The sequence below is a fragment of the Acetobacter sp. AC2005 genome, assembly GCF_037901235.1.
GTDB classification, from domain to species: domain Bacteria; phylum Pseudomonadota; class Alphaproteobacteria; order Acetobacterales; family Acetobacteraceae; genus Acetobacter; species Acetobacter oryzoeni.
This window is the reverse complement of sequence record NZ_CP149625.1, coordinates 2,221,287-2,239,409: the sequence shown is the minus strand read 5'-3', so window position 1 is coordinate 2,239,409 and position 18,123 is coordinate 2,221,287. Positions and strand designations below refer to the sequence as shown.

Sequence of the window (18,123 nt, the reverse complement as noted above, 5' to 3'; positions counted from 1 at the left end):
TAACGGGAGATAGGCTGTTATGCTGCTGCTTGAAATTGTAACTGCATGCAGTGTTACGTTAGCAATCTGCTTTGGGGTGTTTTTTCTATTCTGGCAGAAACGTAAACTGGCAGAGCTGGAATCTGATCTCACCCGTTTGCGCACACAAGGCATAGATATCAGCAAAGAGACGCTTCTAAACGCACAAAGCCCTGCACAGAAGCAAGGCTAAGCGTTTACCTCACCACGCAGCTACATAGGCTGTGGTGAGCAAGTATTATCTGGCTCTAACAGCTAAAGCCTACGGGTGAACCAAAGTTAGCCCGAACATGATGGTTGCCAGCACCATCATAAACCCCAGCATGGTGCGCACACGTTCTTTTTGCCGTTTGTGCTTTTCTGTCTGCTCAAGCAGACCATCCTGCTGTGCATTCATGCCACTTACACCCATGCCTGAAGGAAGTGGTCTGCCAGCAGACCACAGAAAAGGAAGAACAGATAAGCCAGAGAAAAACGGAAGGAAATACGGGCCGCTTTATCCCCTTTCAGGCTTACGCCCTGCGCATCCTGCGGTTCTAGCAAAACACGCACAGCACATGCTACAAACCCCAAGCCAAGCACCAAAGCTGTGGTCGTATAAAGCCAACCGCACAGGTGCATGAAAGATGGCACCAGAGAAACAGCCAGCAGCACCAGCGTGTAAATAAAGATCTGCCAACGTGTGTGCCGCGCGCCACGCACAACCGGCAGCATGGGAATACCCGCACGCCCGTAATCCTTACAGGCATACAAAGAAAGCGACCAAAAGTGCGGTGGCGTCCAGAAAAAGACAATCCCAAACATCACTACTGGCAGAACGGCCATATGGCCCGTTACCGCTGCCCAGCCGATCATGGGTGGGAAAGCCCCTGCTGCACCACCAATCACAATATTCTGCGGCGTGGAGCGCTTAAGCCACATTGTGTAGATAACGGCGTAAAAGAAAATGGAAAATGCCAGAATGCCAGCAGCCAGTGTGTTGGTTGCCATCCACATTAAACATACAGAAAGGCAGGAAAGCCCTACCCCGTAAGCCAATGCTTCATTTTCTGGAATACGCCCACCCGGAATAGGGCGGGTAATGGTACGCTGCATGACGGCATCAATATCGCGGTCATACCACATATTGATAGCACCAGCTGCACCCGAGGCCATGCAGATGCAAAAGATGATCACCAATGCCACAAAGAAATTCATGTGGCCCGGTGCGACAATCATGCCTGCTGCACCTGTAAAAACAACCAGCGAGATTACGCGTGGCTTTAACAGCTGAATCCAATCCCGCGCACGGGTGCCAACCTGATCGGCCTTAAACCGTGGGCGCCGTTCTGCTGCCGCCTCTAGGGAAGCTGTTGCCACGCTATCACTCATGCCCGGTATCCCTTGGAATCCTGAACAGAAATTGCGGCCCAATGTGCAGTTGTCTGCTGGTTACGCTTAAAGCTCATCACTGCAGCACCAACAAAGCACAGAGCTGCCAAGCCAAAAAATGCACCACTGAGCATTTGTGCGCCCGGTACAAACACCAATGCCGTAGCAACAGCAGTGCAGGCAAAATGCAGATACGCCATAAGTTGCGGATACCAATATCCACATTCCTCACCGCGCCACAGATAGAAACCACCGCACACAACATACAGCGCGCCAAGCTGAAGTGCAGAATGCAGGCCGCTCCCCTGCACGAGTTGCACAAGCCAGCCACCGGAAACCACGCTCATAAAACCCAAGCCCCAGAGCAACGGCACACGCAGCGAGGCACGGGCATTCCATGCACCAGCCAACCACAGCACTGCCAGACAGGTGGCCGCAAAGGAGCACAGAGCCAGCATGGCGCTGCCAACCTGCATAGCGCCTGCACTTTCAGTGCCCTGCATAAAAACGCTTTTGGTCCACGCCACAACGCCAGAAGCCGCGGCAGCAGCCATAATGAATGCAACGGGTTTTTCAGAGAACTTGCCAACGCGGGCGCTCATTTCAAACACCACACCAAAACCGGCAAGCAGCACCACTAGCCCTACGGGGCCAGCAAAGCTTTCTACATTTACTGCTGCGGCATCATGCCAGTGTTTTACAATCTGCCCGGCCATAACCGGCACGGTAAGCAGCATAACAGCGGCTGCCAGCATTTCCCCCCATACAAAAGGAGAAAACGGCTTACGCTCTTCCATATCGGCACGGCTATCAAACACGGTTACCAGCAGGGCCATGCTTGTCATCAATGTGCCAACACACCACAGCAAGGTGGCTGTTTTAAGCTCGGCCCCTGTAACCGTTAGTGCAGCCCCAGCAAACACACACAGAAAGCCGGCATCGTTCATCCGAGGGAGCAACACGCCGGACCGCTGCACTGCACGCGGAAGCCACAAGGAGCCAAAACCACCCAATAACGCCGGAACAACAACATATAAAAGCATAAGAACAGGATGAGCCTGCACAACCGCATGCCATCCGGCCGTAGCAGGCATAATGCCCATTTCAGAAAGTGTAGAAGCACCTCCGCCAGCTAATGCTGCCAGAGCGGCCAGCACCACGTAAGCGGCACCTGTACCATTCCCTTTTCTGGTAACACGCATGCCATTTCCAGATGTCTCATTCTGTTGGCTCTGGTTATGGGCGACCATCATGCTCCAATTTCCAATTTCTTACTGGCATCATGCAACCCTACGCCCTTGGCGCGTGGCACGGCATAAAACTGTTCCATCATATTCATGTTACATACGCGCAAATGCCATTTTCTGCCACGCAGAAGAAACGCCCCTGCCTTGGCAGGAGCGCACAGGTTATGCAGGCAGATTTTCCAGCGTGACCAAAGTAAACAGCCCTAATGGCGGAACAGGCTGAATATAGGCGCGGCGTATATCCTCATCTGGCAGCAATGATTGCATTGCAAAATCAGGATGCCACCCTAGAGAATGAGATGCCCGGCCTAGCGCATGTTCTACAGCGCCGCGCACACCACCTGGTGCCAAAAAGTGGTTTACAAACAGAATATAACCGCCGGGGCGCACAACGCGTTTAAGTTCACGCAACAACTGCCGTGGATGCGGCACCACAGAAGCCACAAACATGGCCACGGCGATATCGAAGGAAGCATCTTCAAACTTCGTATCTTCGGCATCCATTTCAAGCAGGCCGTTAACGTTTGTCAACTTACCGCGCTGCACACGCTCACGCGCCTTGGCCAGCATATCGGCTGAAAGATCAATGCCGGTAATCTGCTTTTCTGGCCGGTAATGGGGCAGTGCCAAGCCGGTGCCCACCCCCACTTCCAGCACATCCGTGCCGGGAAGACCGTTTACGGCTTCTACAGCACGCAAACGCCCAAACCGGGAGATGCCGCCAAAAACAACATCATATACATTTGCCCACCGGCGATAGGCTGTTTTGACAGCCTCCGCATCCAGTGCCGAGCGGGAAGGAGGAGGCGCGGGATTATCCCCCCCGCCGGAAGGATAATTTTGGAGAACGTCACTCATGTCCTCTCTCTGCCTGCTGGTGGACATTTCTTCAAGAGCCACAAAAGGTCTTCCTCTTCTGCACAAGGCACGCGTCACAAAAGCGCCCTTGTGTAAGGGCATATACTCCTTTTACGCTGCAACTGTGCAATAGATAGTGTTAATATAGAGCTATGTTTCAAATTCTTCTCGCCATCATCGCTATTGCCATATGGGCAAGCATCTTCATCTACTACTTCCGAGACCCAATATATCAGTGGCTGGACAACAAGTTTGGGAAGGACACGCCACTGGCTGATCTGGAAGCAGCCGACAAAAAGGATGACACCCATAAGCAAAACAAGGGCTAGAAATCACGCGGCATTCAGCTTGCGCTCTATGCAGTTCCAGATTGCGCCAGCGCCATTGATACCATCAAAGCGTTCCAGCTCCTGAAGGCCAGTGGGAGATGTTACGTTAATTTCTGTCAAATACTGGCCAATCACATCTATACCCACAAAAATCAGGCCGTGTTCTTTTAGAAATGGGCCAATAGCCGTGCAAATTTCGCGGTCACGATCACTCAGCCCAATCTGTTTGGCCACGCCGCCCACATGCATGTTTGACCGGTGATCTTCCCCCGATGGCACGCGGTTGATGGCGCCTATGGGTTCTCCATCCACCAGAATAATACGTTTATCTCCGGCCGTTACGGCAGGTTCGTAGCGCTGAATCATCAATGGCTCGCGCGAGCGCGCAAAATGCATTTCAAGCAAAGCATTCAGATTCTGGTCATCTGCACGGATACGGAAAACCCCGCTCCCGCCATTCCCGAAAAGTGGCTTCACGATAATATCGTGCCACTTGGCCCGGAAGGCCCGAATCTGTTCGACATCCCACGTCACCAAGGTGGGGGGCATTAAATCTGGAAAATGAGTGACCAACAGTTTTTCCGGGCTATCACGCACCCAACGCGGGTCATTCACTACCAACGCTTTGCCCGGACCAACACCATGCACGTGGTCCAGCATGTGTGTGGCTGTAATATATGCCATGTCAAAAGGCGGGTCCTGACGCATCAGCACCACATCCATATCCCCCAATGACTGGCGTGTTGGCACACCAAACGTGGCGTGGTTTCCTTCTTCCCGCCGGACTGTTACAGGGCGCATCAAAGCTGTTACCCGGGTTTTGGAAGACTGCTCCGGTTCCACCGCCCCTTCGCCCAATGCCAGCGAATTCACCTCATAGACATACAAGGTATGCCCACGTTTCTGAGCTTCCAGCATAAGCGCAAAGGTTGAATCCCCATGGATATTAACGTGCTCCAGAGGGTCCATCTGAACCGCAACCTGTAAGGATGATGCCATTGAGGTATGTTTCCTGTTATTCTTGGCTATCTAAACTGTAGCCAGCGTATCCTGCCTTGCCTGCCTGCTGCAAACAACACCAAGCAGGAAGCCACGCACCTAACGCCTATTGGCAGGCAATATTGCCGTATCTTCCCGCACCGCATCGCTCCCCAAGCAGCGCAATCTTACGCGATAAACTGCATAACTATCGGCCACAGCACCACGGCGGCTGCGTGAAATATCTGGATATTGCGCGAGAACATCAAAAAGCGCGGCATCAGGCTGATCATGCCGCCTGCGGCTACGCAGCAAATAGCCCTCCACCCCGCATGTAGAATGCGGAAACGCAAAAAACCGCCATCTCGGTTCAACCACTAGCACTTCGCGATTCTGCGCATAAAAAGACAATTCACCCGCAAGCCCATATTCATCTGCGATCAGCAGAGCATCAGGTGAAATCTGGTTTTCTACGGTCTGCACAAATTCAGGCCAGCCGCCCATTTGCCGTAACGTCATGTCAAAATGAGGCGAAAGATGTGCGGGGGCCCACAAAGCCTGCCCGACCACCACAACAAACATGGCAACGCCAAGCGCGCAGGCGGCCTTCCACCACCGATACGGTACGCACACTACAGACAAGGCAAGAGCGGGATACAGCACAACAGGCCAGTTTGCCTGCACGCGCGCGCCTATGGCGTGCTGCACAAAAACAACCACGGGCAGCAAGATCATACACAGCAAGAGCTGGGCGAACTGATCCCGCAGCCTAAGCAAATATTTTACGGCCACCACGAACAGTACAAAGATAAGCGGAGATGCCAAACCAACCTGGCCGCCCAGCAATTCCCCCATAAAGGTGAATATACGGGCGGGCTGCCAATCCCCTGCCCGGCCGCCCTGCTTGAGAAAGCTGACCCAGTGATGTGTGGCATTCCACTCTACCACAGGGGCCATACATATCACCGCCACCATAGCACCCAGCCAAGGCCATGGCGTGCGCAGCCATTGCCTTCCCGCATGCGTTGCCAGCAACCACATGCCCAAACCGGCTACAGGTAAAAGCGCCGTATATTTGCTATCAAACCCCAGTCCGGCAGAAAGCCCCACCAGCAACCAGAATGCGGGATGCTTACCAGAAAGCAGGTTGCTCACGCTCCACAGCAGCAAGGCCATAAAAAACACCAGCGGTGTATCTGGCGTCATGATGAGCGTGCCCAGCCCCACGGCCAATGTGCTGTTCAGCACAATACCGGGCTTAACAGCCGTTACGAACCTGCTGGAACTTTCCGCCAATACTTTCTGAGATTGAAGCCATTGCTGTGCAGCCTGCACCAACAGAATCGTGCCAATCGCGGCAGAAACAGGCCCCATAAAACGCAGGCCTTCTGCGGTATCACCCGCAAAAAACATGCCAATGCGCATCCACAGCGCCACCATGGGCGGATGATCAAGATACCCCGCAGCCGGAGCCAAAGCCCAGAGACGGTAATAAGCTTCATCGGGAGAAAGTGGGATCCATGCGGCCAGAATCAGCCGGAGCAATGTAAGCAGCCCCAGCGCTATCAGGCACATCCATGCACCACGCGTGTGGCTTGCTGTTTTTACGATCACGAGCGCCAGACAACGGTTGAAGACATGGCGTAATTCCACACCACAGCAAGAATGGCACCCGCCAGACTGGCCTCATTAAGCATATGATTCTGACCGTAAATCATGCGGGCAATGCCCACATCCGCCAACGCGCCAACCGAACACACCAACATAAAGAGAACAAGCCCACGCATACACGCCCAGCCACGCAAGCGCCTGTCACGATACGTAAAATTGTTATCCAGAAAGAAATTCAGAATCATGGCGGCAACAGTGCCAATGGCCTGCGCCACGGAAAAATGTGCCCCTACCAAGCGGGCGCACTGCATAACCACCAAATTTGTGCCAACGCCTGCCAGCCCGACCATACAAAAGGCGACAAACCGCAAAGGTACCCAGCCTTTGGCAAACTTATCCAAAAGAAGTGCGGCAAACTGGAGCATAACCAACGCATCCAGCTTGCTTTCCCCCGCCACACGTGGGCGAAACCCGCAAGGCACCTCCTGCACACGCAGGAGTTTGGGGGCAGAAAGCAGTAAATCGAGTAAGATTTTAAAACCTGTGCCAGACAAACGCGGGGCAATTGCGGCGAATGTTTCTTGCCTTAATGCAAAAAAGCCGCTCATCGGATCTGTCAGCTTTACCGGCAAGACCCGTTGTGCAAGCCAGATACCGCCATCAGACAACGCATGCCGCCACGCATTGGCCAAACCAGCATTATTGCCACCCTCAACATGCCGACTCCCAACAACAACATCACATGTGTTGTTCAGAACAGCATCTATCAGCTCGCCAAGGCGTGATTCGTCATGCTGGAGATCTCCATCCATCACCGCCACAACCTGCGCGGATGAAGAGAGCGCACCCTCTATAACAGCAGATGAAAGCCCCCGGCGCCCTATGCGGCAAATGCCGCGCACGCGTGCATCATTCCGGGCCAGATCGCGCACACGCTGGCTGGTATGATCGGGCGAGTTATCATCTACAAAAATAACTTCCCACCGCCTGCCCGCTAGCGCCCGCTCCAAAGCTTTAACAAGAGGCACCACATTTGCCGATTCGTTGTAGCATGGCACAACCACGCTAATATCCGGCCCCTTTACAACGGCTTCAGTTGAAACCGTTTGATGGTCTGTCACGGGGCCTGCCCTTCCTCCTCAACCTGTACTGGCACACCCCAACGCTCCAGACTTGTCCGAATGGTTTGCAAGGTTTGCACACGTATTACGTGCTGTGCTTCTGTCAATTGTTTGGTCAGCAGGTTTTCATGCGCGGCATCACGCGCAATCAAACGGACAAGAAAGTCTCCCCCACCGCGGATCATGTGGCATTCGCGCACTTCTGGCCATTGGGCCAGCTGCTGCTCAAAACTGCACAGAATGGCCTCTTTCTGGCTTTCCAGACCAATCAACGCAAAAAAGGTAATGGGCCACCCCAAAGCTGCAGCATTGGGTTCTGCATGATAGCCACGGATAATGCGTTCTTCTTCCAAACGCCGGACACGACGCAGGCATGGAGGTGCGGAAATACCGACACGGCGGGCCAGCTCCACATTGGTCATGCGGCCATCATTCTGAAGCTCTGCCACAATGCGAAGATCAACTGCGTCCAGATCTGTCACGTTTCCTGATCCATCCTGCACAAGAGGCATGCACCCCAATTCAACTCGCGCGAGTATATGCCATGCAGCACATCCGGCGGCAAACACCTAAAGATACACGCCCTTGCCCAAAACCCATGTGGCAGCCATATGCTTCCAACAGTTACATGCAGGCTGTCCCCATTACAGCGGCCTGTATGCTGGATTTCCATATGCGGGAGCGCTGCCAATATGGCTGAAACCATTACAACTGATCTGCTCGTTATTGGCGCAGGGCCGGCCGGGTATACTGCTGCCATCTATGCAGCACGTGCCAACCTTTCTCCTGTTCTGGTTGCCGGGCTGCAACCGGGTGGCCAGCTCACCATTACAACAGAAGTTGAAAACTACCCCGGTTTTGCCACAGCCATACAAGGCCCTTGGCTAATGGAACAAATGGCTGAGCAGGCGCAGAATGTTGGCACACGTATTGAATACGACATTATTACATCTGTTGATTTCAAAGCGGGTTCACCATTCCTTCTGACAGGTGATTCGGGCACCATTTACAAAGCGCGCGCAGTTGTTGTTGCCACAGGTGCTCAGGCTCGCTGGCTGGGCCTGCCAAGTGAAAAGCACCTTCAGGGCGCTGGTGTTTCTGCTTGCGCCACATGTGATGGTTTTTTCTACCGCGGGAAAAATGTGGTGGTTGTAGGCGGTGGCAATACTGCTGTTGAAGAAGCCCTGTACCTTACCCACCATGCTGCGCACGTCACCTTGGTACACCGGCGCGATAGCTTGCGGGCAGAAAAGATTCTGCAAGACAGGCTTTTTGCCAACCCCAAGGTTTCCGTTATCTGGAACAGTGTTGTGGAAGATATTCTAGCCGATGGCACGCCAGAAACAGTGTGCGGCGTACGGCTGAAGAACTCGCAAGATGGCAGCGAACAGACAATCCCGACAGATGGTGTGTTCATTGCAATCGGCCATGCCCCCAACACCGCCATCTTCCGCGATCAACTTACACTGGATGCTGAAGGGTATATTGAAACCGCACCCGGCACCACGCGTACTTCTGTGCCCGGAGTCTTTGCCGCGGGGGATGTACAGGACAAAACATATCGCCAAGCCGTAACAGCCGCAGGAACTGGCTGCATGGCAGCGCTGGATGCGGAACGTTATCTTGCAGGCTTAAGCTGATAACTTAACAGAAAACGGCTTCATCCCTTGACCAAGGGGGCCAATTCCTGCACGTAATACATCGCATAAAACACGACTGTGTTTTTGTAACTTCATTCAATTTGCAGGAGGCATGCGTGGACTGGGACAAACTCCGGGTTTTCCATGCAGTGGCAGAAGCCGGTTCCTTTACCCACGCGGGGGATGTGCTCAACCTTAGCCAATCTGCCGTATCACGGCAGATTTCCGCGCTGGAAGACGTCCTTCAGGTTCCTCTCTTTCATCGGCACGCCCGCGGCCTGATCCTGACGGAACAGGGTGAAACACTTCATAAAACCGTGCGCGAAGTTTTTTCCAAACTGGAAATGACGCAAACACTGCTGACCGAAAGTAAGGAAAAGGCAGCCGGGCGGCTGCGCGTAACCACAACCACCGGCTTTGGTAACTGTTGGCTTATGCCGCGGCTTCATCGCTTTATGGCAGATAACCCCGAAATAGATATCTGCCTGATTTTGGAAGATAATGATCTTGATTTAGGCATGCGGGAGGCTGACGTGGCGGTGCGTATGCATGCACCCATACAGCCAGACCTGATCCAGCGCCATCTGGCCGATTTTAGCCTGCCAATTTTTGCTGCCCCTCTCTATATCGAGAAATACGGCATGCCGAAATCTCTGGAGGAAATCAAAGAACACCAGCTGGTGCTGTTTGGTGAACACCATCCTCCGGTTGCACATGTTAACTGGCTGACTCAGGCCTGCCGCACCGATGGCAGCACACAGACTGCTCGGCTAGAAGTTAACAGCATGGCTGCCATGGCCTCTGCTATTGCCGCTGGTTTGGGCATTGGGTCTATCCCAACTTACGCCGCAAAAGAATTTCCTGATCTGGTTCAGATCCTGCCGGAAATTACCACTCCAACTGTAGATGCTTATTTTGTTTATCCGGAAGAGCTGCGTAGTTCCAAACGCGTTGCTGTTTTCCGTGATTTTCTTATGAGTGAATTAGGTATTCGGTAAATATCATCGCCTTACCAAATATCATACACTAAAAAAGCCTGCCCTTATTCTCAGGGGTAGGCTTTTTTATTTTCATATTCTATCGCCTTCACTCACCAAAGCACTCGAACCACTTTTATGCTTAATTTTCTCTGATAGATATATGCAATATTTATCCTATTTATCCGTTATTATAATATTTTACTTGGATATTATGTAAAAACCAAACATTCCAGAAAATCATAGCAGCACATATTTATTGGAACCGGAGATGATATTTCTGCGTTTACATAAAACGAGCGCACACCGCCAAGCAGAACAATAAACCCGAACGGACGATTACAGACCCACCAAATATTACCGTTTGTTTATTATTTGAAACACGCCAAATTTCAGGCATTGCTTTGAATAATGTTCTTTTATGGCCAATTATGCGCCGAAATTGTGAGTTCACCATTCACAAACTGCAGTTAAAGGAGTATGGAGTGCAGATATTCACACCAAATTCCTATTGGATTTATCATGAGTGAGAACCAGGACTACTCTCCCCTTCTTGATCTGGTATCAGAGATCGTTTCTGCACACGTCTCCAACAACCAGACAGACCCCGCACTTATCCCGGGCATGATCCGTGATATTTATCAGGCACTGAAAACAGCTGAACATCCGCAGAATGAACCGGAAAAACTGCAGCCAGCAGTTCCGGTAAAGCGCTCGGTATTTCCAGATTACATCATCTGTCTGGAAGATGGGAAAAAGCTGAAAATGCTGAAGCGCCACCTGCAGAGCGCTTATGGCATGACACCTGAACAGTACCGTGAACGTTGGGGCCTGCCAGCAGACTACCCGATGGTTGCGCCTAACTATGCAGAACGTCGTTCCACCCTTGCGCGTGAAATTGGCCTCGGTCGTAAAATTCATGCCGCTGGGGATGAAGAAGAACAGAATGGCCGTGGCCGCCGCAGCAAGAAGTCTCCTGCAGCATAAAATCTGCAAAAACTGATTGCCAAAAAGGTCTGGCGGTATTTCTCTGGTTCATACCGTCAGACTTTTCTATCTTGACGTCTTCTTCATCATTACGGAATGTTCTGAGTATCATTATTGTACACACAACAGCCGGGTGGGAGAACTTAAGATGACCAGATCCGAGCTGATTACAGCCCTGATGCAGAAAAATCCGCATCTTCAGCTGAAAGAAGCAACACGACTTGTAAATATTGTATTTGGCACCATTACCAGCAGCCTTGCAGAAGGTAGCCGTGTAGAATTACGCGGGTTTGGTGCATTTTCTGTAAAAGAGCGAGACCCACGCATTGGCCGCAACCCCAAAACAGGGGTGCAAGTGCAGGTTGGCAAGAAGCTCGTTCCCTTCTTTAAAACAGGTAAAGAGCTACATCAGCGCCTGAACAAGCCTGCTGCCAGCAATAAGCGCTCACGGTCATCAGTCTGACTGCTGCGTTATAAAACTATGTGCCAAGCGTAAGTCTTCTACAAAGCGTGCGTATTCACGTGCTTTGGCTTCTTCATTCGGCAGGCGCAGCAGATAAGATGGGTGCACTGTTACCAGTCCCGAACACTGCTCATCTAACTGGAATACGCGCGAACGCTCACGCGAGATGGTAACAGGCCGCTTGAGAAGACTCTGTGCTGCCGTAACACCTAACATAACAATCAGCTTGGGATGTACCAGCCTACGCTCTGCATCCAACCAGATTCGGCAGGCATCGACAGACTCCTGATCTGGCTTTTGATGAAGGCGCCTGTTGTTTCTCCATGTGAAGCGGAAGTGCTTTACTGCGTTTGTCACATAAACGTGATCTCGCAAAATGCCAGCCTCTTCCAACGCCCTATCAAACACCTGCCCAGCAGGCCCCACAAATGGGCGGCCTGCCAGATCTTCCTGATCTCCTGGCTGTTCACCAACAAACATCAGAGGCGTATTTTCTGCACCCTCGCCAAAAACCGTGCGGTTAGCTGGTTGCCATAAGGAGCAGGCTCTACAATCCATAGCCTCTGCTGACAGAGACGCGAGAGAAGGTGCCTGTGCAACATCTTCTAGCGTCGGCATCAGCACAGTATTGGGGTAACCCTGCCAGATACCCTGCCCGTCTTTCTGCCACATCTCAGCAGATACGTGCGCGGCCTCTGCTTCACCCTGCGCGAAATGGAGTTGGGTTCCATCCCACCACATACGCCGATAAGGTGTAATCACCTCCCACGGTTGCGCATTGCGCTCGACACAGAAGTGTCCGTTTGCTTCCACAATATAATTCTGCGGGGTGTAGTGTAGGCTTTTACCTTGGCGTTGCGCACTGAATGCCGAGAAAGCCAGACGAAATTGCTCCGTTTCTTGCTTAACATTTTGCACAAGCTCTCGAAGCCGCTGAATATCTGGATCTTCCCGCAGATCCTCCATATCCAGTAAGCCATGCGCAAAACGATAAACAACACGATATAAAAACGCGAAACGTTCAGGGTGATGCGCCTGCAATGCCTCCAGCACGGCTGTTACCAATTTGCGTGGAAGGTTAAGGGGAGCATCATTATCTGCAGAATCTGGAGCTTCTGGCTTCCAAGGAGCTTCCCCTTTGCCCGCAACACGCCAGCTTATACTTTCAGGAAGCACCTGCTTTTGCACATAATGGCGCGCAGCAGCCCGCCATGTTGCCAAATCAACCTGATGTGCCAGAACAATCTCAACCATCCCCGGCTCCCCTTATTCCTTACATCCGTCAGGCGCGTTTACGGTTTAAACGCCTGCGTAGGCCTGCCAGCACATCTGCCAAGTCCATAACCCCCAGCACATGCAACATACCCGCATAAAATATGCCCCCAAGCCCGACCATAACTGTCAGCCATATCAGGCGCATGAGGAAATGTGCTGGCAACGGCAACATGGTTTCCACCCCAACAAGAAGTACCGCCATAACAGCAGCACCCAGCCCCACCCGACCAATACCGCCCAATGTTTCCGGCGCAAGAAGCAGAGCATTTTTTTGCCGCAGTAAAAATGCCAACACAGCCACATTGATAAAAGCAGCCAAACTGCTTGCCAAAGGCGGCCCCATATGAACGAGCGGCTTCATGAACAATAGATTAAGCACAAAATTAAGCAGCAGAACGCCAATACCAATGTAAACCGGTGTGCGCGTATCGCCTCGTGCAAAAAATGCCGGAGAGAGCACCTTCACCATTACAAAAGCGGGCAAGCCAATAGCGTAAGCCCGCAAGGATTGTGCCGAAAGTAGCGCATCATGCTCTGTGAAAGACCCGTGACCGAACAGCACAATCATGATCGGCCCAGCCAGCACTAACAAACCGGCCACAGCTGGAAGTGTCAGCAACAACACATATTCAATGGACCGATTTTGTGCAGCATGGGCTGCATCTGTTTCTCCTGCCGCTAAATGGCGCGTCAGAACAGGCAGCAGCGTGGTACCGGCAGCGGCTCCCAAAACCCCTAACGGCAACTGGTTAATCCGATCTGCAAAATACATGAGGGAAACACTGCCTGCGGGCAGCAGCGTGCCAATAATGGTATCAATGGTAAGGTTAATCTGCCCAACGCCGCTGCCTATCAGCCCCGGCACCATACGGCGCAGCAACAGGCGTATACGGGGCGTAAGAGAGGGCCACAAAGGCGTAAGACCAAAATGCGCCCGCTCACACGCCCAGAACAATAACCCTAGCTGTGCAACACCAGATGCCGTTACCCCCCATGCCGCAGCGTAAGCAACATTTGGCAAAAAGGGCGAAGCCAGCAGAATGGCTGCAATGCCCACCACATTGAAAGCCAAGTATGCCGCCGAGGCCACACCAAACCGATGCAAGCCGTTAAGAACGCCAGCCAATAAAGCCGCAGCACAAATCAGCACCAGATAAGGAAAAGTAATACGACTTAAACTGACAGCTAGGGCGTATCTATCTCCACTTTGCAAAAAACCGGGGGCGATAACCTTAAGAACCTGCGGCATAAAAATTTCGCCCAGCACGCATAAAAATAGCAGCCAGACCAGCATGACACCTAATGCTCTGCGCGCGAAAAGCTGCGCTTCTTCTTTACCTTCCCGCGTCAGCACAGAAGAAAACAAAGGTACAAAGGCTGCGTTAAATGCGCCTTCACCAAACAGACGCCGGAACATATTGGGCAGACGAAACGCAACCTGATAGGCATCCTGCAAAGCCCCCGCCCCCATAAAGGCAGCCAGAAGCTGATCACGAACAAGACCAAGAATACGGCTGAGCATTGTCCAGCCGCCAACGGTAAGGAAATTTTTGAGCATGACAGGATCAGTTCTTACTACGCCGCAGGAAACGGCGCGACACTAACGAAAGTGTCAGAAAAAGATACGGGAATATGATCCTTATGCGGCATATCGGGTTATGGCATAGGCACGACCGCCATAGCGCGATATGGTCTGATAACTAAACTTATGCTCACCACAGCATACAAGGTATGCTGAAGATAGAATGTTATTGCGGAACCCCTCGGAGAACACACCGGAATATGCCCGATTCATTGCCATCACAATTTCTTCCGGATTCACCACGGTGCTCTCTTATCAAACCAAGCCAGCGTTCTCGCCGAGGGCAGGAAATGGCGCGTACAGTTCTGGCGCTGTCTATTGTAGGGGTAGCCGTTTACACAATTCAGGGTTTTCTGCCTGCATTGGCGTGGGGGAGCGTTTTTGCCATTGCCACATGGCCTCTTTATACGCGCGCCTGCAATAAATGGCCCCATGCAGCATCTGGCACGCTTTTGCCCCTGTTATTTACAGCGGCCATGGCATTGCTATTTGTTATACCGCTTACGCTTGTCACGCTGGAAGCTGTAGGCGAAGCCCAGAGCGCGCTGGAATGGGTATCTCACGCACGTGAGTATGGCGTGCCTGTGCCCGATGCCATTCATCGCCTGCCTTTCGGCAGCGCCGCCATAAGCAAATGGTGGCAGGCCCATCTTTCAGACCCGCGTGATCTTTCTGGCATGCTGGGTAATCTGGATAGCAAAGGTGTGGCTGTTACGCGTGCCGTAGGTTCGCAAGTTGCGCATCGTGCGACATTGTTCTGCTTTTCCATCCTCACCCTGTTTTTTCTTTATAAGGATGGGCTTTCCGTTATCCGCCAGTGCCGTGTGGTTTCATGCCGGGCTTTTGGCAAACGCGGAGAAAGCATCGGGCGGCAGATTGTTGCATCCATTCACGGCTCTGTTCAGGGGCTGGTGCTGGTAGGTATTGGAGAAGGCCTACTGCTTGGCATTATTTACGTATTTGCTCATGCACCGCACCCAGCTCTATTTGGCGTGATTACTGCCGTAGCTGCCATGATCCCTTTTTGCGCCATGATAGCTGTTGGCTTGGTTTCCCTGCTTATTCTGGTGCAGGGTAGCTCTGTTGCCGCCATTACAACCTTTTGTGTTGGCGCTGTGATTATTTTTACAGCTGACCATTTTATCCGCCCTGCCCTTATTGGCGGCAGCACCAAGCTACCTTTTCTTTGGGTGCTTTTGGGTATTTTGGGCGGCGCAGAAACCTGGGGCCTGATTGGCCTGTTTATTGGGCCTGCCGTTATGGCCGCACTTAATCTGCTGTGGTGCCGGTGGGCGTACGGAAACAACCCAAAAACCAGTTAGGCTTTTGGGTTGTTCTGCAACACTGATTTTTCAGAGAAAATATCGGGCAGGCGGGATTCGAACCCACGACCCCCAGTCCCCCAGACTGATGCGCTACCAGACTGCGCTACTGCCCGTTAAGTGTGGAGTGGTGTTTAGCAGGAGGTTTTCTGCAACACAACCCACCCCAGACACAATTTTTTAAGAAACCAGCTTTTTACGGAACTCTTCTAGCTCCACCAGCACATCTGCCAGATCCTGACGTAGCTGACGGTTCTGTTCCACCAGTTCCGTCATATGCGGGTGTGGCTCAACAGATGCAAATGTCACCACAGCGTCTTCCATTTCTGGTGACAAATCTATGGTATCCTGAACATCCTCAGAAACTGCTGTTGGCTCTGGCTCTGGCTCTGGCTCTGGCTCTGGCTCTGGCTCTGGCTCTGGCTCTGGCTCTGGCTCTGGCTCTGGCTGGATTGTGGATGCGTTATCATCCACAGCAACCACTTTTTCAGAAGAATCTTCTACATTTTCAGAGTCTTCTGGAACAACTTCAGATGTTTCAACTGCTTCTACGGCAGTTTCTGGCTGTTTTTCAGCCTCATCTTGGTGGGGTATTTCAGGCGCAGACGCTTCGGCGGCAGGCACGCCACCGTTTTGCAAAACTCGCTGCACACCTTTGATGGTGTAACCCTGCGTATAAAGCAAATCTGCAATATGCCGTAAAAGCTCTATATCCGCAGGCCGGTAATACCGGCGGCCACCGCCACGCTTTAACGGCCGAACCTGATGAAACTGGGTTTCCCATAACCGAAGCGTATGCTGCGGCACATGTAGCTCATCTGCCACTTCGCTGATGGTGCGAAAAGCAAAAGGCCCTTTTTCTGAAGGCGCTGAATTCGTGCTTACATTTTCCGGTGTGGGGGAAGAAGATTCTACCCCTGTTTCAGAAAAAGTATGCGCCTCATCAGTCATGATCATGCTCCGCTTCTGCATCTAGCGTTTCGTGGTTTACTTCAGCGCGCAGAAGCTGACTCGGACGAAAGACCAAGACCGAACGCGGCAAAATCGGAACTTCCTCACCCGTTTTCGGGTTTCGGCCACTCCGTTGGCCTTTTTTCCTCACGGAAAAAGTGCCAAATCCGCTGATTTTAACACTTTCGCCACGTTCAAGAGCGTCCATCACCGTCTCCAGAACATCTTCCAGAAGAACGGAGGATTCTTTACGAGACAGGCCAACCTGCTGATAGATCTGCTCTATCAAGGATGCACGTGTGACAGTTTCCATAAAAATTAAAGTAACACGCTTACACGCCGCGTCAATTCATTCACGCAGTTGTGCTTACAATATGTTCTGAAATTATAGCCTTACCAAAGCAGAACCCCATGTCAGGCCACCACCCAAGGCTTCCATCAAAACCAGGTCACCTTTCTGGATGCGCCCATCACGCACAGCCTCATCCAATGCCAATGGCACAGATGCAGCTGATGTATTGGCATGCCGATCAACCGTAACCACTACCCGTTCAGCAGGCAGATTCAGCTTTTTGGCAACACCTTCAATAATGCGGATATTGGCCTGATGCGGGACCAGCCAATCTACATCTGCATAAGAAAGACCTTCAGCTTCCAGCGCTTCATCTACAGAGGATGAAAGCTTGCCAACGGCATGACGGAACACATCACGCCCGCTCATTTTCAGATGACCGCTTTTATCTGGCTGCCCCACGGCACCATCCACATACAGCAGATCTCCTGCTGTACCATCGGAATGCAAATGAGTGGAAAGAATGCCGCGATCACCCTGCTCATCCGAAGCGGAGAGCACAACGGCCCCGGCACCATCCCCAAACAGCACGCAGGTTGTGCGGTCTTCCCAATCCATAATGCGGGAATACACTTCAGACCCAATAACCAGCGCATTCCGAATCTGGCCGGAGCGGATAAACGCATCTGCTGTGGAAAGTGCAAAAATAAAGCCCGAGCACGCAGCCGCAATATCAAAGCCAAAGCCCCGCTTCATGTCCAATGCGGCCTGAACACGCACTGCTGTTGCTGGAAAAGCCTGATCTGGCGTGGCTGTTGCCACAAAAACCGCATCAATATCTTCAGCCGTCAGCCCTGCATAATCCAGAGCACGCCGTGCGGCCTCTGCCCCCATACTGGCTGCCGTATCATTCGGCCCAACAAGATGGCGGCGGGTAATACCTGTGCGGGTTCTGATCCATTCATCTGATGTTTCAAGACGTTCTGCCAGCTCTGCATTGCTGACAACCCGATCTGGCAGGAAACCGCCAAACCCTACCAGAAGCGAACGTTTCGCCATAAACCGTTCTTTCATTATCAGCCAACAGCATGCGGTAGCGAC

At 52.2% G+C, this 18,123-nt stretch carries 20 protein-coding genes and 1 tRNA gene; 7 read left to right on the top strand and 14 right to left on the bottom strand.

What is annotated here, in order from left to right; all coding sequences use genetic code 11:
• Positions 1-19: 19 nt before the first annotated feature.
• Positions 20-211 carry a hypothetical protein gene (locus tag QQM41_RS10760; RefSeq protein ID WP_050820096.1) on the top strand — a complete coding sequence of 64 codons (192 nt, stop codon included), beginning with the start codon at positions 20-22 and terminating at the stop codon, positions 209-211.
• A 69-nt stretch (positions 212-280) separates the two neighbouring features.
• On the opposite strand, the gene QQM41_RS10755 is transcribed toward QQM41_RS10760, so the two are convergent.
• From QQM41_RS10755 to QQM41_RS10740, 4 genes are all read right to left on the bottom strand, one after another.
• Positions 281-415, bottom strand: coding sequence for a hypothetical protein (locus QQM41_RS10755; RefSeq protein WP_259286332.1), 135 nt, complete (start codon positions 413-415; stop codon positions 281-283).
• Positions 416-420: 5 nt separating this feature from the next.
• Positions 421-1,389, bottom strand: coding sequence for a heme o synthase (locus QQM41_RS10750; protein ID WP_050820097.1), 969 nt, complete (start codon positions 1,387-1,389; stop codon positions 421-423).
• A complete protein-coding gene (locus QQM41_RS10745) occupies positions 1,386-2,642 on the bottom strand; it encodes a cbb3-type cytochrome c oxidase subunit I (protein ID WP_050820098.1) in 1,257 nt (418 codons plus the stop codon). Before QQM41_RS10745 ends, QQM41_RS10750 begins: the two co-directional genes overlap by 4 nt.
• A gap of 156 nt (positions 2,643-2,798) precedes the next feature.
• Positions 2,799-3,596, bottom strand: a complete 798-nt coding sequence (locus tag QQM41_RS10740; RefSeq protein WP_080986822.1) for a class I SAM-dependent methyltransferase — start codon at positions 3,594-3,596, stop codon at positions 2,799-2,801.
• Between the two features lie 50 nt (positions 3,597-3,646).
• Between QQM41_RS10740 and QQM41_RS10735 the strand changes: the two genes are divergently transcribed.
• Positions 3,647-3,823: a hypothetical protein gene (locus QQM41_RS10735; RefSeq protein WP_167506861.1), complete on the top strand. Its 177-nt coding sequence runs from the start codon at positions 3,647-3,649 to the stop codon at positions 3,821-3,823.
• Positions 3,824-3,826: 3 nt separating this feature from the next.
• On the opposite strand, the gene gshB is transcribed toward QQM41_RS10735, so the two are convergent.
• The 4 genes from gshB to QQM41_RS10715 form a co-directional block, all read right to left on the bottom strand.
• Positions 3,827-4,822, bottom strand: coding sequence for a glutathione synthase (gshB, locus tag QQM41_RS10730; RefSeq protein WP_050820100.1), 996 nt, complete (start codon positions 4,820-4,822; stop codon positions 3,827-3,829).
• Positions 4,823-4,921: 99 nt separating this feature from the next.
• Positions 4,922-6,415 (bottom strand): glycosyltransferase family 39 protein, encoded by a 1,494-nt coding sequence (locus QQM41_RS10725; protein WP_339077114.1) that lies wholly within the window; start codon positions 6,413-6,415, stop codon positions 4,922-4,924.
• Positions 6,412-7,533 carry a glycosyltransferase family 2 protein gene (locus tag QQM41_RS10720; protein WP_050820102.1) on the bottom strand — a complete coding sequence of 374 codons (1,122 nt, stop codon included), beginning with the start codon at positions 7,531-7,533 and terminating at the stop codon, positions 6,412-6,414. Before QQM41_RS10720 ends, QQM41_RS10725 begins: the two co-directional genes overlap by 4 nt.
• On the bottom strand, positions 7,530-8,045 hold the full coding sequence (locus tag QQM41_RS10715; protein WP_050820429.1) for an Lrp/AsnC family transcriptional regulator: 516 nt from the start codon (positions 8,043-8,045) through the stop codon (positions 7,530-7,532). The genes QQM41_RS10720 and QQM41_RS10715 overlap by 4 nt, the downstream gene beginning before the upstream one ends.
• 180 nt (positions 8,046-8,225) lie before the next feature.
• Between QQM41_RS10715 and trxB the strand changes: the two genes are divergently transcribed.
• From trxB to QQM41_RS10695, 4 genes are all read left to right on the top strand, one after another.
• Entirely contained in the window at positions 8,226-9,173 is a 948-nt protein-coding gene (trxB, locus tag QQM41_RS10710; RefSeq protein ID WP_050820103.1) for a thioredoxin-disulfide reductase, read from the top strand.
• A gap of 116 nt (positions 9,174-9,289) precedes the next feature.
• Positions 9,290-10,171 carry a LysR family transcriptional regulator gene (locus QQM41_RS10705; RefSeq protein ID WP_050820104.1) on the top strand — a complete coding sequence of 294 codons (882 nt, stop codon included), beginning with the start codon at positions 9,290-9,292 and terminating at the stop codon, positions 10,169-10,171.
• Between the two features lie 459 nt (positions 10,172-10,630).
• Positions 10,631-11,137 (top strand): MucR family transcriptional regulator, encoded by a 507-nt coding sequence (locus QQM41_RS10700; RefSeq protein ID WP_280114338.1) that lies wholly within the window; start codon positions 10,631-10,633, stop codon positions 11,135-11,137.
• A gap of 148 nt (positions 11,138-11,285) precedes the next feature.
• Positions 11,286-11,600 (top strand): integration host factor subunit beta, encoded by a 315-nt coding sequence (locus tag QQM41_RS10695; protein ID WP_050820106.1) that lies wholly within the window; start codon positions 11,286-11,288, stop codon positions 11,598-11,600.
• Here the strand turns inward: QQM41_RS10695 and QQM41_RS10690 are convergent.
• Positions 11,592-12,854, bottom strand: a complete 1,263-nt coding sequence (locus QQM41_RS10690) for a UdgX family uracil-DNA binding protein (protein ID WP_339077113.1) — start codon at positions 12,852-12,854, stop codon at positions 11,592-11,594. The two genes, QQM41_RS10695 and QQM41_RS10690, sit on opposite strands and share 9 nt — an antisense overlap.
• 28 nt (positions 12,855-12,882) lie before the next feature.
• Positions 12,883-14,433 carry a murein biosynthesis integral membrane protein MurJ gene (gene murJ / locus QQM41_RS10685; protein ID WP_339077112.1) on the bottom strand — a complete coding sequence of 517 codons (1,551 nt, stop codon included), beginning with the start codon at positions 14,431-14,433 and terminating at the stop codon, positions 12,883-12,885.
• Positions 14,434-14,606: 173 nt separating this feature from the next.
• Between murJ and QQM41_RS10680 the strand changes: the two genes are divergently transcribed.
• Complete coding sequence (locus QQM41_RS10680; protein WP_339077111.1) at positions 14,607-15,779, top strand: AI-2E family transporter; 1,173 nt, start codon at positions 14,607-14,609, stop codon at positions 15,777-15,779.
• 42 nt (positions 15,780-15,821) lie between these two features.
• Here the strand turns inward: QQM41_RS10680 and QQM41_RS10675 are convergent.
• The 4 genes from QQM41_RS10675 to QQM41_RS10660 all read right to left on the bottom strand — a co-directional run bounded on the left by QQM41_RS10675 (position 15,822) and on the right by QQM41_RS10660 (position 18,096).
• Positions 15,822-15,895: transfer RNA gene (locus QQM41_RS10675), tRNA-Pro, on the bottom strand.
• A 64-nt stretch (positions 15,896-15,959) separates the two neighbouring features.
• Entirely contained in the window at positions 15,960-16,730 is a 771-nt protein-coding gene (locus QQM41_RS10670) for a MerR family transcriptional regulator (protein ID WP_339077110.1), read from the bottom strand.
• Entirely contained in the window at positions 16,723-17,043 is a 321-nt protein-coding gene (locus tag QQM41_RS10665; RefSeq protein ID WP_003623929.1) for an integration host factor subunit alpha, read from the bottom strand. Before QQM41_RS10665 ends, QQM41_RS10670 begins: the two co-directional genes overlap by 8 nt.
• Before the next feature lie 72 nt (positions 17,044-17,115).
• Positions 17,116-18,096, bottom strand: coding sequence for a beta-ketoacyl-ACP synthase III (locus QQM41_RS10660; protein WP_339077109.1), 981 nt, complete (start codon positions 18,094-18,096; stop codon positions 17,116-17,118).
• Between the last annotated feature and the right edge of the window lie 27 nt (positions 18,097-18,123).